Origin of the sequence: Synechococcus sp. BL107 (assembly GCF_000153805.1) — a bacterium.
In the GTDB taxonomy this organism is placed as follows: Bacteria; Cyanobacteriota; Cyanobacteriia; order PCC-6307; family Cyanobiaceae; genus Parasynechococcus.
Genome location: NZ_DS022298.1, coordinates 289,727 through 303,915, shown reverse-complemented (window position 1 = coordinate 303,915; position 14,189 = coordinate 289,727). Strand labels below are relative to the sequence as shown.

The following is a 14,189-nucleotide window of genomic DNA, read 5'->3' as shown; positions in this document are numbered from 1 at the left end:
ACGTTGATGGTTCTCCTTTGTAATCGGGCCTTAGGTCTTTTCAAGCGGTGAGGCTGTGCCCTGCGCTTGATGCCGTTTGTCTCCACCCAGCCCGAAGCAGGCATGGACCACTTGCAGGGCTTTGACGCCATTGTCTTCTGCCACCACACAGCTCGTGCGGATTTCACTGGTGGCGATGAGGCCAATGTTGATCTGAGCGTCGGCGAGGGCCCGAAACATCCGTCCTGCGGTGCCGGCGGTTGCACGCATCCCAGCACCAACAGCACTCACCCGTGCAATCGCATCGCCGTCCTCTAAAGCAGCGCCAGGCCATTGGGCGAGCAGGGGAGCGAGAGCAACGTCAGCCCGGGCACGGTCTTCTTTGCGCAGGATGAAGCTGATGTCGCGGGAGCCATCGGCGTGTTGACGTTCCGATTGGACAATCGCATCGATGCTGATGCCGTTGTCGGCCAATGAAGAACAGAGGGCAGCAGCGGTACCAGGGCGATCGGGGACGTGACGTACGGACAGTTGCACTTGATCGCGATCGAGGGCAACACCGCGAACTTCGGGTTCGTTTTCGCCGCTCAAGGGGGGATTGATGGCGACCTGCGAGTCCTCCACTTCAAAGGCCTCACGTACGGCTTGCAAAGCCTTGCGTCCAGAGCTGGATGCAATCACGCAGCTCACCTTCACTTCGCTGGTGGCAATCAGGCGCAGGTTGATCCCTTGCTGGCATAGGCAATTGAACAGGCTTGCTGCAATGCCGGGGCGCCCCATGATCCCGGCGCCACGAATGCTCAGTTTGGTGAGGCCGCCCTCTGAGGAGAGTTCACCCCCCAGGCTGTTGAGGACGATTTGCGTCACCTCACGGGCCTGGTTCAAGTCTGGCTCGTTCACGGTGAAGGTGATGTCGTTGCTGGTGCCTTCATGGGTGGCCTGAATGATCAGATCCACATTGATCCCAGCATCCGAAAGGGTTTCGAACAGGCGGGCGGCAATGCCGGGTTGATCGGGTATTTGCGACAGCGCCAAAATCGCTTGACCATCCACCTGCTCAACCCCGTCCACGGGGCTTCCGAGTTCCAGACCGCCATGGCCAATCGGGCGAGCCGTGCGGCTGGTGAGTCGGGTGCCGGCAGCATCACTCCAACTGGATCGCACCACGAGATTCACGCCGTAGTTTCGAGCGATCTCCACAGCGCGAGGGTGCAACACCGAGGCGCCCAAGCTGGCGAGTTCGAGCATTTCATCACAGCTGATGCTGTCCATCAGCTGGGCATCCGCAACTTTGCGTGGATCCGTGCTCAGGACACCGGGCACATCGGTGAAAATCTCGCAGGCATCGGCACCCAGGGCTGCGGCTAAAGCAACAGCTGAGGTGTCGGATCCGCCTCGGCCCAAGGTGGTGATTTCATGAATGCCATCACTGCTGGTGCTGGTGCCTTGAAAGCCGGCGACCACCGCCACTTTCCCTTCGCTAAGGCGGTTGCGGATTCGATCGGTTCGGATTTCAAGAATGCGGGCTCGGCCATGGGTGGATTCCGTGGCGATGCCCACTTGAGGCCCCGTCATCGATACCGCAGCGACACCTTCGCTGTGGAGAGCCATGGCGAGCAGAGCGCTAGACACCTGCTCACCGCTGGCTAGCAACATGTCCATTTCCCTCTGAGCGGGAGAGGCGTTTAAGGCGTTCGCCAGCCCAGTGAGCTCATCGGTGGTGTGTCCCATGGCGGACACCACAACCACCACGTCATCTCCGTTTTCGCGGCAACGGGCAATCCGCTGAGCCACAGCCTGGATGCGTTCGACACTGCCGACGGAGGTGCCGCCAAATTTCTGCACCAGCAGGGCCATTTCAGCGGTCTCTAACAGCAGGGGATTGTCTCACTGTGGCGGCTATTAGCCCAGCAGTCCGTCTCGAAAGGCATTGCCCGGAAGGGCACCCCGCTTGAGTAGCGCCTCCACCTCTAAAAGTCGTCCCAGCAGCGATAAAAACCGTTTGGGTGGGCGGCCTTGCAGCTGCTTCCGCATCACATAGATCCGTTTGGGATTGCCAATGCCGGCAGCTTTGGCAATCACGGCCACATCGCGTTCGCCCTGTTGCTCGAGCAGGCTCACCCAAAGCCAGCCTCGGATCTGGCCGGTGAGGGTGGCCACGATGCGGAGGGCCGGCTCCCCCGCTTCGATCAGGGCATCCCAGCGGGCAATCGCTTCACCCGCATTGCCATCTAGAAGGGCATCACCCACCGCAAGGGCATTGGTGGCTCGCCCCCCCACGAGTTCCGTCACGAGGGCGGCGGTGATTGTGGTGGTGCGCAGGGAGAGTTTCCGCAGCTCTGATTCCAATCGGGCGCTGTCGGTGCCGATCGCTTCCACCAGGGCATCAATGGCGTCTGGTTTCACCGTGAGCGATAAAGCGTCTGCGGTGCGTTGCACCAGCTGCCGTTGCCCAGCCCCATCCCAAGCCGTTGGTAAGGGGAAGCTTTGCTCCAAGTCCAGACCTTGTTTGATCCGCTTTTGCAGCGTTTTCGTGGTTCTCAGCCGTCCATCCGGCTTGCTGGGATTCACCAGCACGAGATGACTGCTATCGGGAATCAGCTCAAGGGCGGCTTCGAAGCGGTCGGCGAGTTCGCTTGGGCAGCCGTTGCAAAAGGGGCTGCGCTGCAGCAGCACCAAGCGTTCTCCTGTGGCGAAAGGCGGGGTTCGTGCTTCTTCCAGCGCCTGGATGGCTTGGCCCGTTTCGGCGCCATCGAGGCGGCTGAGGTTGAGGCTGCTCCAGCTGGGATCCACGCGGCTCTGGATCAAGCCATCGATGGCCCGATCCCGCGCTGCGGCGTCATCTCCCCAGATCAAATGGATCGGCATGGGTCGATGATGGCCGGGATGGCCCAAGACCACCCGATTTTTACCGAAAGCATCCGCAGGATTCGCGCGTTGCTGGGAGACACCGGGTTGCAGCCGTTGGAGCAGGAGGTGTTGGAGCGCCTTGTGCATAGCAGTGGAGATCCCTCCATTGCTGAGTTGCTGCGCTTTAGTGAGGGCGCCTGTGAGGCTGGCTTGTCGGCTTTGCAAGCTGGTGCGGTGATTCTTACGGATACGGAGATGGCGGCCGCGGCGATTCGGCCGATGGCGCAGCGCACGTTGGGCGCTTCCGTGCGCACGGTGCTCGAGTGGGCCCCATCCTTTGCTCCGTCAGGGTCGACGCGAACGGCGGCAGGGCTGTGGTTGGCCTGGCAGGAGCTCGCTGCTGTGCAACCTGCCCCTTTGGTGCTGATTGGCAGTGCTCCCACAGCATTGGAGGTGTTGCTCAAGCAAGTGGAGGAAGGTTCACCAAGGCCCAGCCTCGTGATTGGCATGCCAGTGGGGTTTGTTGGGGTGCCTGAGAGCAAGCGCCATCTGGCTCACAGTGATTTGGCGCAGATTCGGCTGGAGGGCACCCGTGGCGGTGCAGGACTCGTGGCTGCGGCCGTTAATGCCCTGCTGCGGGCGGCTGCAGGATCAGATCAGAGCCCTGCCAGCTAAGGATCCAGCCTTTCGGAAGGTGGGCTTCGCCAGCTGGGGCTGCTTGACGAAGCCGATGGCTTAGCTGTTCCAGGGTTGGTGCATCCAGTCCAGGAACGCCTTGCTGATTCAGCCATTGGGCCAACAGTTGCCGTCGCGTCGGCTGGGGCAACAGCCCCAGGGCTTTGCGATCCAGTCCTTCGTTGCTTTGCAGCGTTGTGAGGGCTAAAGCCGCCAGATTTTGTTGTGTGTCCCGCAGTTGGGACATTCGTTCAGCAAGGTCGGCGAGGCGACGGCTGCAGCCGGGGTTGAGCTCCTCCAGCACAGGCATCACCTCGTGGCGGATTCGGTTGCGGGCGAAATCCGTGGATTGGTTGCCAGGGTCGTTCCAGATCGGCAGCTGTAGATCGCTGCAAATTTGAACTGTTTCGCTGCGGCTGAAACCCAAGAGTGGACGGCGCAGCTGGGCTTCCTCCGGAGCATGGGCTTGAAGGGGTCGCACCGCGCGCAGGCTGCCGAGGCCGGCCAAATCACTGCCGCGGCTGGCCTGCAGAAGCAGGGTCTCCGCCCGATCGCTGGCGGTGTGACCGGTCACCGCATCCGCTCCGTTGGCGTTGGTCAGCTGCGTGAGGCAGCGGTAGCGCCAGCTGCGTGCATCGGCTTCCGTTTGGGGCAGCTCCTCTGGGGCAGTCTCGACCTGCAGCGCTAGGCCTTGGTCGTCACACCACTGTTTCAGCGCTGAGGCGATTTGGCTGGAGTGTGGATGCCAATGGTGGTCGCCGTGCCACAGCACCAATGTCCAGTGGTGCACTGCCGTCAGATCCCGCAGCAGGCCCAATAACGCCATCGAATCTTGGCCACCCGACACCGCGACCACCAGTGTTTTGCCCTGGGGGAGCAGGTCTGGGGATGTGAGCAGCCGTTGGTGCAGCCGGTGATGCCAGGGGGTCCAGGACAACAATTGGAGGCGACTTTCCTCCACGGTGTGAGAATTAGGGCATCGCTGTCCAGTCCCATGTCCCGTCTTCAGCAACTGCCCGTCGCTCTACAGCGCAGCCTCGAGCAGCGATCGACCCTCAAGGTGATCGCCGGCCTGATGAATTTTGATGCCGCCAGCATCGGTCGTGTGGCGGGTGCTGCCGGCCATGGCGGGGCCGACCTCATCGATGTGGCCTGTGATCCTGCCTTGGTTGCCTTGGCCATCGAAGCGTCCGGTGGTGTGCCGGTTTGTGTGTCATCGGTGGAGCCTGAACTCTTCCCCGCAGCTGTTGAGGCAGGTGCTGCAATGGTGGAGATCGGCAACTTCGATGCGTTCTATCCCGAGGGCCGGATTTTTGGTGCAGCGGAGGTGCTCGAGCTCACCCGTCGCACCCGTTCACTTCTTCCTGAGGTGGTTCTGAGTGTCACTGTGCCCCACGTGCTGCCAATGGACGAACAAGAGCAGCTGGCGATCGATTTGGTAGCGGCCGGTGCGGATCTGATTCAGACCGAAGGCGGTACCAGCGCTAAGCCGTTCAGTGCCGGCAGCCTTGGCCTGATCGAAAAGGCGGCTCCCACCTTGGCCGCAGCCCACAGCATCAGTCGTGTGTCGACAGTGCCAGTGCTGTGCGCTTCAGGGCTCTCCGCCATCACGGTGCCGATGGCGATCGCTGCCGGTGCCGCTGGTGTTGGTGTTGGGTCTGCGGTGAACCGCCTCAACGATGAGCTGGCGATGGTGGCCGTGGTGCGGGGCTTGCGGGAAGCCCTCAGTTCTTCCGTGCGGGTCAGCGTCTAAACCGCGCCTAGCCTGGCTTCAACGGTTGAAGGAGCTCCATGGGTCCGATTGGCTGGCTGTTGCAGTGGCCGGTTCGGGCCTTGGTGCTTCTCCTTGTGGCGGCGATGCCATTGGGGGTGGAACTTTCAAGTTTTTCAACGGCCCTCGGCTCTGCAGCGCTGATTGGCTTGTTGGGGACCCTGCTGATCGTTCCGTTAAAGCTGCTGTTGGCGTTGCCGTGGGCTGTGGCCAGCCTGGGCGGATTGCTGGCGCCGGTGAGCTGGCTGTTCAATTGGCTGATCACGGTGATCTTGTTCAGCCTGGCGGCGGCGTTGATTGATGGGTTCCGTCTGAAAAATGGCCTGTCCAGTGCTGTGTTGGGGGCCGTCGCCTACGGCGTGTTGAGCACCGTGTTCATTCGTTTGCTCGGTTTGGGGGATGTGGAGCTGATCCGGGCAGCGCTGGCCTGAGGGTCGTTTGAACCACCATGCCCCTGTTGGTGGCTTTAACCTGACCAGCCGGCATTAAGGCTCGCCCGTTCATGCCCGCCTTCGATCTCACGGCGCCCTATTCCCCGAAAGGGGACCAACCCACGGCGATCACCCAACTGGTGGATGGGGTGAATGGTGGCGAGCGCTATCAGACCCTGCTTGGCGCGACGGGCACGGGCAAAACCTTCACGATGGCCAACGTGATCGCCCAGACCGGGCGACCAGCCCTGGTGTTGGCCCATAACAAGACATTGGCGGCTCAGCTTTGCAATGAGCTGCGGGAGTTCTTCCCCGAGAACGCCGTTGAGTACTTCATTTCGTACTACGACTACTACCAACCGGAGGCCTACGTTCCGGTTAGCGATACCTATATCGCCAAAACCGCGTCGATCAACGAAGAGATCGACATGCTGCGTCACTCCGCCACCCGCTCCTTATTTGAGCGACGCGATGTGATCGTGGTTGCCTCGATTAGTTGCATTTATGGCCTGGGGATTCCGAGTGAATACCTCAAGGCGGCGGTGAAATTTGAGGTGGGTGCCACCCTCAACATTCGCGGCCAGCTGCGGGAGCTGGTGAACAACCAGTACAGCCGCAACGACACCGAAATAGCCCGGGGCCGCTTTCGGATGAAGGGGGATGTGCTGGAGATCGGCCCCGCCTACGACGACCGGTTGGTGCGCATTGAATTGTTTGGCGATGAGGTGGAGGCAATCCGCTACGTCGACCCCACTACCGGGGAAATATTGCAAAGCCTCGAAGAGGTGAACATCTACCCGGCGAAGCACTTCGTGACGCCGAAAGATCGCCTGGATGATGCGATCAAGGCGATTCGGACGGAACTGAGAGATCGGCTTGATTTTTTGAATGGTGAAGGCAAGTTGCTCGAGGCGCAGCGGCTTGAGCAGCGCACCAAATACGACCTGGAGATGCTCGACCAGGTTGGCTATTGCAATGGCGTGGAGAACTACGCCCGGCATCTGGCGGGTCGAGAGGCGGGCACACCGCCCGAATGCCTGATTGATTACTTCCCCGATGATTGGCTGTTGATCGTGGATGAAAGCCACGTCACCTGTTCGCAATTGCAGGCGATGTACAACGGCGATCAGGCCCGAAAAAAGGTGTTGGTCGACCACGGCTTTCGTTTGCCCAGTGCCGCCGATAACCGGCCGTTGAAGGGCGCAGAGTTTTGGGAGAAAGCCCGCCAAACAGTGTTTGTGAGTGCAACGCCAGGCAATTGGGAATTGGAGGTGAGCACCGGTCAAGTGGCGCAACAGGTGATACGTCCCACTGGGGTGCTGGATCCGTTGATTGAGGTGCGCCCCACCACCGGCCAGGTGGATGATTTATTGGGCGAAATTCGGGATCGTGCTGCCAAGAATCAGCGGGTGTTGGTGACCACCCTCACCAAGCGGATGGCAGAAGATCTCACCGATTATTTGGCCGAGAACGGAACCCGTGTTCGCTATCTCCACTCCGAGATTCACTCGATTGAGCGCATCGAGATCATCCAAGATTTGCGGCTCGGCGAATACGACGTGCTGGTGGGGGTGAACCTGCTGCGGGAGGGCTTGGATCTCCCCGAGGTGTCGTTGGTGGCAATTTTGGATGCCGATAAGGAGGGCTTCCTGCGGGCGGAGCGTTCCCTGATTCAGACGATTGGTCGGGCGGCGCGCCATGTGGAGGGAAAGGCGCTGCTCTACGCCGAAAACATGACCGATTCGATGCTCAAGGCGATTGATGTCACCGAGAAACGGCGCAAGATCCAGCAGACTTACAACGAGGAGCACAACATCGTGCCCACGGCTGCAGGGAAGAAGGCGAGTAACTCAATTTTGAGCTTCTTAGAACTATCCAGGAAGTTGAAGCAAGACGGCCCCGATGCCGATCTTGTGGAGGTGGCAGGAAAAGCGGTTCGCGCCTTGGAGAACGACGCCGATGCGGGCTTGGCGCTCGAGGCCTTGCCGGAGCTGATCGATCAACTCGAAAGCAAGATGAAAGATGCTGCCAAGAAGCTCGACTTTGAAGAGGCAGCCAACCTGCGCGATCGGGTGAAGCAGCTGCGCCAAAAGATGGCGGGAAGTCGTTGATTTTCGGCGTTCAGTGACGAAGCAGCATTAACTGCTGTGGGTCCGCATCCTTGAAGCCCAGTTGGCGGTAGAAGCCTGCACTGTGGGTGGTCATTAAATACACGCGCTCGACGCCCACCACGGCCGGGGCATGAAGCAGCTCAAGAACGACGCGGCGCCCGAGGCCATGACCGTGCAGATCACCGGCCACGACAATGTCCCAAAGCACGGCCCGGCTGAAGCCGTCTGAGGTGGCTCGCCCGAAGCCGACGAGTCGCTTTCCACGCCAGAGGCTCACCACCGCATCACTACCCGATAGCAGTCTGCGCAACTGAGCGAAGCTTCTGCCGCGGGCCCAGACGGCATGGCGATCGAACAAACGCTGCAGTTTGAGCAGAGCGCGGGCTGGGATGAAATTTGGTCCTAGTCCAAGGAAACGCAGGCCGGGGGCACCTGGTGCGTGGTGAACCAACCGGATTGGGGGCACGTGCCGATCTCCAGGGTCTTTCATCTTGCCCCTAGAGAGGTTTCAAGTGGCCAATGCCGTTTGAAAACCGATGGTTTGATGGCGTTGTGGTGAGTTGAGATTCTCTGCTTGCTCAGGCCTCAGCCCCGAGTTGATCGAGCACCTGCCGGGCCCGCTGCACCACTGCAACCGGTACTCCTGCAAGTCGTGCCGCTTCTATGCCATAGCTGCGGCTGGCGCCACCGGGGTGCACTTGGTGCAAGAACAGCAGGTCGTCTCCGGTTTCTTCCACCAAGACTTGAAAATTGGCCACATTTTCGCGTTCACCAGCCAAGGCATTGAGCTCGTGATAGTGCGTGGCAAACACGCTGCGGCTTTGTAGATCACCGGCGAGATGCTCACTCACGGCCCAAGCGATCGAGAGGCCATCGAAGGTGGCGGTACCCCGGCCGATCTCATCGAGCAGCACTAAGGAGCGTTCTGTGGCGTGATGCAGGATGTTGGCGGTTTCAGCCATCTCCACCATGAAGGTGGATTGGCCAGCGGCAAGATCATCGACGGCGCCAACCCGGGTGAAGATGCGATCAGCAATGCCGACGCGCGCTTGTCTGGCGGGCACCCAGCTGCCGATTTGAGCCAGCAGTTGGATTAGACCGATTTGGCGTAGATAACAGCTTTTGCCACTGGCATTCGGCCCAGTGAGCACGACTAAATCGGTGCCATTCCCCAGGGCTACATCGTTTGGGGTAAAGGGGGTTTCTACGAGGAGCTGTTCCACCACGGGATGCCGAGCTGCCGAGAGAGTCAGCTCACGGCTGTTGGTGAGTTCGGGCGCAGCAAAGTTGCTTGTGGCGGCCACGTCCGCCAGGCCAGCGAGGGCATCGAGGCCGGCCACGGCTCTGGCGGCTTCACGGATGGACGTGGCCATGGCTCCCACCTGCTCCCGCAGTTGCACGAACAGCTCGTACTCGCGTTGGCAGGCACGGGAGCGCAATTGGAAAATGCGTCCCTCCCGCTCTTTCAGATCGGGGGTGATGAAGCGTTCTTCGTTAGCCAACGTTTGTCGTCGGATCCAGTGGTCTGGCACCGTTGCTGCCTTGGCTTTGCTCACGGCGAGGAAGTAGCCGAAGGTGCGGTGGTGTTGCAGCCTCAGGGTGCTGATCCCGCTCATCTGTCGCTCCTGTTGTTCCTGTTGAGCGAGCCAGGCGTCTTGGTCATCGAGTTGGTTGCGGAGGCCGTCCAGCAAGGGGTCGACGCCGTCGTGAATCAGACCCCCTTCACTGAGAGAGAGCGGCGGCGCCTCCATAAGGGTGTGACTCACGCTTGCGGCGAGGTCCTGCAGCTGTGGTTGCGGATCAAACAGCGCGTTGAGCCATGCAGGCCCATCTGTGAGCTGGCCTTTGAGTTGACCGGCCAGTTTTGGAATTCGTTCCAGCCCATCGGCGATGGCGACCAGATCGCGGGCGCCGGCATGGCCAGCTCCAGCGCGTCCTGCCAATCGTTCGAGATCCCCCATGGGGCGTAGCAGTCGGCGCAGCATTTGGCGCAGGGGCCTTTTCTTCACAAGGCTGCTCACCACGGTTTGGCGTTGCTGGATCGCAGCACGATCCATCAGTGGGGCTTCGATCCAGCGGCGTAGGCAACGGCCGCCCATGGCGGTGAGGGTGCGGTCGATGGCCCAGAGCAACGACCCTTGCAGTAGTCCATCCCGCTGGGTGGAGGTGAGTTCCAGATTGCGGCGGGTTTGGGCATCCAGCACCAGCGTGTCTCCGCTGTGCACGATGGCGGGCACGTCCAGGGGAACCCAGGCGTTGTCCTCAAGCGGTTGGGTGTCGCCGACGTATTGAAGTAATCCCCCGATTGCCTGCAGGGCGAGCGGTACGTCCGGTAGGCCGATTCCATCGAGGCTCGCCAAGTTGTAATGCTCCAGCAACGCAGCTTCCGCTTCGGGGCGGCTGAAGGGTGTGCTGCTCATCGGCGTGAGTCCGACACGATCCGGGCACCAGGCCGGCGCTGGATCGTCGCCACTCCAAAGCAGTTCGGAGGCCTGCAGTTGCGCCAGGTGTTGATGAAGGCCATCACTGCCCTCCCGCTGCAACACCTGCACATCGCCGGTGCTCACATCAGCCTGGGCGAGTCCCCAGCGGAAGGGTTGGTGTTTGTTAGCCGGCTCCACCACCACCGCGGCAAGCCAGTTGTTGCGTCGGGCACTGAGCATGCCTTCTTCGAGCACCGTGCCGGGGGTGAGCACGCGGGTGATGCCCCGCTTCAGCAGGGCGCCTTTGGCCGGGGTGGTTTCGAGCTGATCGCAGAGGGCCACGGAATGCCCGAGGCGAATCAAATCGCTGCAGTAGCGCTCGGCGGCGTGATGGGGAATGCCGGCCATCGGCACGCGCCCGATCGCTTTGCCTGCATCTTTCCCAGTGAGGGTGAGCTCCAGCTCCCTCGACAGGGTGATTGCGTCTTCAAAGAAGCATTCAAAAAAGTCGCCCAGCCGATACAGCAGCACCCGTTCCGGGTGTGCCATCTTCAGTTCTACGTAGTGGCGCAGCACTGGCGTGAGCTGCTCTGGCTCCAATTGGCTGTGGTGGGCCCAGGCTGGTACGTCGGTGCTGTTGTCTTCGGGCTTGGTTTTATCAATTTCATCGTCTTGAGTCAGCTCTGCAGATGGTTTTGAGCTGCTGGTCTTACGGCGAGGGCGCGCTAGAGCGTCGTCGCTCAGGTCTTGATCGGTGAGGTCTTGATTGTTGATGTCCGCATCGGTTTGTTTCCGCTTTGGCGGTTCGTTCTGGGCTGAATGCTCTGCAAGTTCCGGCGCGCCAAACAAGCTGCCCTGCAGGGTCAGGGGATCCTGTTTGGCCAAGGGCATGTTTGCGATTGGTCCGAGAATACGGGGGTTGTCGTCGCTTGCATGCATCTGTTGCTAGCCCTTGATCAGGGCTTTGAGCCGCTGGCCGCAGTGGCGTTGACCTCCTATTTGTTGCACCACCGCTTCAGCTCCGTGGTGTTGGTGACACCAGCAGACCAGCGCATGCACCAGCTGGAGGGAATTGCTGCTTCTTTTGAGTGTCCTTGTCGCCATCAGAGGATCGCCACTGAGTCGGCCTTGCACCGTTTGCCGGCTGATCTGCAGCCCTATTTCTTCTGCATCGAAGCTCTCCAACAGCGTGAGCCGGGCCGATATCTCTACGTCGATGCCGACACGCTCTGTGTTGCGGGCTTGGAGACTTTGGAGCAACTTCCGCTCGGCGGAACCACTCCATTGGCCGCCTGTTCCCATGGCCGGCCAATGCCTGATCGAACCTTGGTGCTCGGATTGGAGGGGCCGTATCACTACTTCAATGCAGGCATCCTGCTGTTTGACAGCGTTTCGCTCAATGAGGTGCTGCTCCCGGAGCAGGTGGTCGACTACTACCTGCAGCATGAAGCTCTATGCCGCTTTCGTGAACAGTGCTCTTTAAATGCCCTGTTGTCAGGGCAGGTTCAGTTCCTCCCGGGTCAATACAACGTCTTGAGCTGGATGCGTGCACGCCAAAGCAGCTCTCCATGGCACGACGTCGCCAGTAATCCCATGGCCTATTGCCTGCCAGATGTTCGAGACAAGAAGGCCATCGTGCATCTCTCCGCCGGTGCCATTCCAGATCGTCTGCCGCCCGAACGGTTGGAGAAACCGGATCGCTATTGGTTGATGTTGCAGCAGGGCTTGTCTCAACAGGTGTCTTTGCCCCAGCTACCGCTTTATGCCGATTTGTGGTGATGGGGAAAGTGTCCCGCCTCGATGTCGAAATGAGGCATGAGGAAACGGTTGAGCTGTCGTTCTGAGCTTTCGCTGATGTGAAACACCAGAAGTTGTGTGGGGGCATGGGTTTGGAAGTAAGTCATCACCTCCGCGTGGTGTTCATACCAGTCGTGCAGCCAGCGTTGTTTCAACTGTCGACGGTTGCGGACCCCCTGGGGGGCTAAGGCTTTCAGATAAGCCTCGGCAAATTTTCCCTCGTCGTGCTTTAGCCGAGACCGCACCCAATGGAATGGATCTCGGGTGTTGAGGATGAAGAGTGCATCGGGGTAACCGCGATGCAAGGCCTTGAACCAGCGGCAGCCTTCAATCAGCGGTGCGTTCGTGCTGTTGCTTTCGCCCCAAGGGGATCCTGGGATGCAAATCATGTCGGTGTAAGCCGTCCATTGCTCGACCCCTGTGAGCAGCGGTAAGCCTTCTGCTTTGTTTTTGTGCAGGGCAAGGGCGAGGGTGTTGGCGCGCCAGTGCACTGAAGAAATTTTGTTGGCTTTGAAATAGTCGTGGAAGGAGGTGGTTCCACATTTGTTGAAACCGATCAGAAAGAGGCGAGGCGTTGAGGACATCGGTTTCAGGTTGTCCAGCGGTCATCGGTCCAGAGCGCACGCTGCGCGGCATCATTCAGCAGATTGCTGCTTAGCTCAGGTAGAGCATGGGCACGGATGGCCTCGAGGGGAAATGGAGTGACTTTATTGAGTGCACGCACGCGCATGATCGCTGCATGTAGGTCTGCATCGCGGTTGGCTGTCGTTGCTTGGGCGTGCTTGCGGTAACTCACGTGCTCTTCGTCCACCGCTTGGATATTCACTCCAGTGCGTGCCATTCGGAGATACAGGTCATAGTCCTCAGCCATGGTTAAGTCCGGACGGAATCCTTCGCCTGCGGCCTCAAATGCCTTGCGGGTAAAAGCAGTCCCAGGGTTGGTGATGAAATTCACCATCTCAAAGAGTGCGGATGAGAAGGGTTGAAGAACAGGTTTGGGTCGTCCTTCAGGTCGAGCACTGCTGAACAAACGCACGCGTGTGTAAATCAGTGCTGGGTTGCTGGGATTGAGCAGCTGAAAGCAGCGTGCAGCCCGGTGGGGATGGTTGAGGTCGTCGCTATCGAGGGTGATGAAACGGTCACTCTGGGCCATGGCAATGGCCTGATTGCGCGCGCTTGATACCCCACGGTTGAGGTCGTCCAATCGGTGAAATCTCAGCCGATCATCTTGAAACGCGTTCACTACGGAAGCAAGGTCGCTGGAATCGCTGTGGTCATCCACCACAAGTGCTTCCCAATCCTCAAAGCTTTGTGCAAGGCAGCTCCCTAGCGCTGCTTTCAGTTCGTGGGGCCTGTTCTTGGCGGGGATTAGAAAGCTCACCTTGGGCTGCTTGCTCATATGACGGCTGGTCTCTCTTCCACCAGGGGATCGTCTCTTCGTGTGACAATTATCAAACGTCCCGCCGATCCATGCAGTTCCTTAACACTCTCACCGTTCTGGCCCTTGTGGTGGTTTCTTTCGCGTTGATCGTCGCAGTGCCAGTGCTGTTTGCTTCGAACGAAGACAGCGGTCGCTCCAATCGCCTTATTCTTTTGGGTAGTGCAGCCTGGGTTGCTCTGGTTCTACTCAACTGGGGTGTCAGCTTCTTCGTCGTTTAAAACCCATATGGCAACTTTCGAAGGTCGTTTTACCAATACAGCAGGTCTTCGCATCGCAGTAGTGGTAGCCCGCTTCAATGATCTCGTTACAGCCAAGTTGCTGAGCGGATGCCTTGATTGCTTGGCTCGCCATGGCGTTGATACATCGTCCACAAGTTCCCAACTCGATGTGGCTTGGGTGCCTGGCTCTTTTGAGCTCCCCCTGGTTTGCCAGCAGCTGGCTCGAAGCGGTCGCTATCAAGTGGTGATCACTCTTGGTGCGGTCATTCGCGGTGATACACCCCACTTCGATGTCGTGGTGGGGGAGGCCAGTAAAGGCATCGCTGCGGTTGCTCGCGACACCAGCATTCCTGTGATCTTTGGCGTGCTCACCACAGACACCATGCAACAGGCCTTGGAGCGGGCTGGTATTAAAAGCAATCTGGGCTGGTCCTATGGCTTGGAGGCGTTGGAAATGGGTTCATTGATGGCTGCATTGCCGCCTTTGGATTGA

Annotated in this window: 14 protein-coding genes; 7 read left to right on the top strand and 7 right to left on the bottom strand. The window is 59.7% G+C overall.

Going from position 1 to position 14,189, the window contains the following annotated elements; genetic code table 11:
- Window positions 1–30 precede the first annotated feature (30 nt).
- Complete coding sequence (locus tag BL107_RS01460; protein WP_009788481.1) at window positions 31–1,836, bottom strand: aspartate kinase; 1,806 nt, start codon at window positions 1,834–1,836, stop codon at window positions 31–33.
- Between the two features lie 45 nt (window positions 1,837–1,881).
- Window positions 1,882–2,847 (bottom strand): DNA polymerase III subunit delta, encoded by a 966-nt coding sequence (gene holA / locus BL107_RS01455; RefSeq protein WP_009788480.1) that lies wholly within the window; start codon window positions 2,845–2,847, stop codon window positions 1,882–1,884.
- Window positions 2,848–2,856: 9 nt separating this feature from the next.
- Here holA and BL107_RS01450 point away from each other — a divergent pair, with 9 nt between their 5' ends.
- A complete protein-coding gene (locus BL107_RS01450; RefSeq protein ID WP_037988654.1) occupies window positions 2,857–3,504 on the top strand; it encodes a precorrin-8X methylmutase in 648 nt (215 codons plus the stop codon).
- On the opposite strand, the gene tilS is transcribed toward BL107_RS01450, so the two are convergent.
- Window positions 3,452–4,465: a tRNA lysidine(34) synthetase TilS gene (gene tilS / locus BL107_RS01445; protein WP_009788478.1), complete on the bottom strand. Its 1,014-nt coding sequence runs from the start codon at window positions 4,463–4,465 to the stop codon at window positions 3,452–3,454. The two genes, BL107_RS01450 and tilS, sit on opposite strands and share 53 nt — an antisense overlap.
- Window positions 4,466–4,498: 33 nt before the next feature.
- On the opposite strand from tilS, the gene BL107_RS01440 reads away from it, so the two are divergent.
- The 3 genes from BL107_RS01440 (at window position 4,499) to uvrB (ending at window position 7,817) form a co-directional block, all read left to right on the top strand.
- Window positions 4,499–5,257 (top strand): DUF561 domain-containing protein, encoded by a 759-nt coding sequence (locus BL107_RS01440; protein ID WP_009788477.1) that lies wholly within the window; start codon window positions 4,499–4,501, stop codon window positions 5,255–5,257.
- Window positions 5,258–5,295: 38 nt separating this feature from the next.
- Window positions 5,296–5,706, top strand: a complete 411-nt coding sequence (locus tag BL107_RS01435) for a phage holin family protein (RefSeq protein WP_009788476.1) — start codon at window positions 5,296–5,298, stop codon at window positions 5,704–5,706.
- Window positions 5,707–5,777: 71 nt separating this feature from the next.
- Window positions 5,778–7,817 (top strand): excinuclease ABC subunit UvrB, encoded by a 2,040-nt coding sequence (uvrB, locus tag BL107_RS01430; protein ID WP_009788475.1) that lies wholly within the window; start codon window positions 5,778–5,780, stop codon window positions 7,815–7,817.
- Between the two features lie 10 nt (window positions 7,818–7,827).
- Here uvrB and BL107_RS01425 read toward each other — a convergent pair whose 3' ends face one another.
- Together BL107_RS01425 and mutS are read right to left on the bottom strand one after the other, a co-directional pair.
- Window positions 7,828–8,283 carry a GNAT family N-acetyltransferase gene (locus tag BL107_RS01425; protein WP_037988653.1) on the bottom strand — a complete coding sequence of 152 codons (456 nt, stop codon included), beginning with the start codon at window positions 8,281–8,283 and terminating at the stop codon, window positions 7,828–7,830.
- A gap of 112 nt (window positions 8,284–8,395) precedes the next feature.
- The gene (gene mutS / locus BL107_RS01420; protein WP_009788473.1) at window positions 8,396–11,179 is read right to left on the bottom strand and encodes a DNA mismatch repair protein MutS; all 2,784 of its coding nucleotides are present in this window, start codon (window positions 11,177–11,179) and stop codon (window positions 8,396–8,398) included.
- Between mutS and BL107_RS01415 the strand changes: the two genes are divergently transcribed.
- Window positions 11,174–12,019: a glycosyltransferase gene (locus tag BL107_RS01415; protein WP_009788472.1), complete on the top strand. Its 846-nt coding sequence runs from the start codon at window positions 11,174–11,176 to the stop codon at window positions 12,017–12,019. The genes mutS and BL107_RS01415 overlap by 6 nt on opposite strands.
- On the opposite strand, the gene BL107_RS01410 is transcribed toward BL107_RS01415, so the two are convergent.
- Together BL107_RS01410 and BL107_RS12010 are read right to left on the bottom strand one after the other, a co-directional pair.
- Complete coding sequence (locus tag BL107_RS01410; RefSeq protein ID WP_009788471.1) at window positions 12,001–12,621, bottom strand: sulfotransferase; 621 nt, start codon at window positions 12,619–12,621, stop codon at window positions 12,001–12,003. The genes BL107_RS01415 and BL107_RS01410 overlap by 19 nt on opposite strands.
- 5 nt (window positions 12,622–12,626) lie before the next feature.
- Complete coding sequence (locus BL107_RS12010) at window positions 12,627–13,436, bottom strand: glycosyltransferase (protein ID WP_009788470.1); 810 nt, start codon at window positions 13,434–13,436, stop codon at window positions 12,627–12,629.
- A 71-nt stretch (window positions 13,437–13,507) separates the two neighbouring features.
- Between BL107_RS12010 and psbZ the strand changes: the two genes are divergently transcribed.
- The gene (gene psbZ / locus BL107_RS01400; RefSeq protein WP_009788469.1) at window positions 13,508–13,696 is read left to right on the top strand and encodes a photosystem II reaction center protein PsbZ; all 189 of its coding nucleotides are present in this window, start codon (window positions 13,508–13,510) and stop codon (window positions 13,694–13,696) included.
- Window positions 13,697–13,703: 7 nt separating this feature from the next.
- Window positions 13,704–14,189, top strand: coding sequence for a 6,7-dimethyl-8-ribityllumazine synthase (ribH, locus tag BL107_RS01395; RefSeq protein ID WP_009788468.1), 486 nt, complete (start codon window positions 13,704–13,706; stop codon window positions 14,187–14,189).

Coding starts and splice junctions, on each gene's coding strand:
- BL107_RS01435 (WP_009788476.1), top strand. CDS start 5,296: ATGGGTCCGATTGGCTGGCTGTTGCAGTGGCCGGTTCGGGCCTTGGTG.
- BL107_RS12010 (WP_009788470.1), bottom strand. CDS start 13,436: ATGAGCAAGCAGCCCAAGGTGAGCTTTCTAATCCCCGCCAAGAACAGG.
- psbZ (WP_009788469.1), top strand. CDS start 13,508: ATGCAGTTCCTTAACACTCTCACCGTTCTGGCCCTTGTGGTGGTTTCT.
- BL107_RS01410 (WP_009788471.1), bottom strand. CDS start 12,621: ATGTCCTCAACGCCTCGCCTCTTTCTGATCGGTTTCAACAAATGTGGA.
- mutS (WP_009788473.1), bottom strand. CDS start 11,179: ATGCATGCAAGCGACGACAACCCCCGTATTCTCGGACCAATCGCAAAC.
- ribH (WP_009788468.1), top strand. CDS start 13,704: ATGGCAACTTTCGAAGGTCGTTTTACCAATACAGCAGGTCTTCGCATC.
- BL107_RS01415 (WP_009788472.1), top strand. CDS start 11,174: ATGCATCTGTTGCTAGCCCTTGATCAGGGCTTTGAGCCGCTGGCCGCA.
- uvrB (WP_009788475.1), top strand. CDS start 5,778: ATGCCCGCCTTCGATCTCACGGCGCCCTATTCCCCGAAAGGGGACCAA.
- BL107_RS01440 (WP_009788477.1), top strand. CDS start 4,499: ATGTCCCGTCTTCAGCAACTGCCCGTCGCTCTACAGCGCAGCCTCGAG.
- holA (WP_009788480.1), bottom strand. CDS start 2,847: ATGCCGATCCATTTGATCTGGGGAGATGACGCCGCAGCGCGGGATCGG.
- BL107_RS01450 (WP_037988654.1), top strand. CDS start 2,857: ATGGCCGGGATGGCCCAAGACCACCCGATTTTTACCGAAAGCATCCGC.
- BL107_RS01460 (WP_009788481.1), bottom strand. CDS start 1,836: ATGGCCCTGCTGGTGCAGAAATTTGGCGGCACCTCCGTCGGCAGTGTC.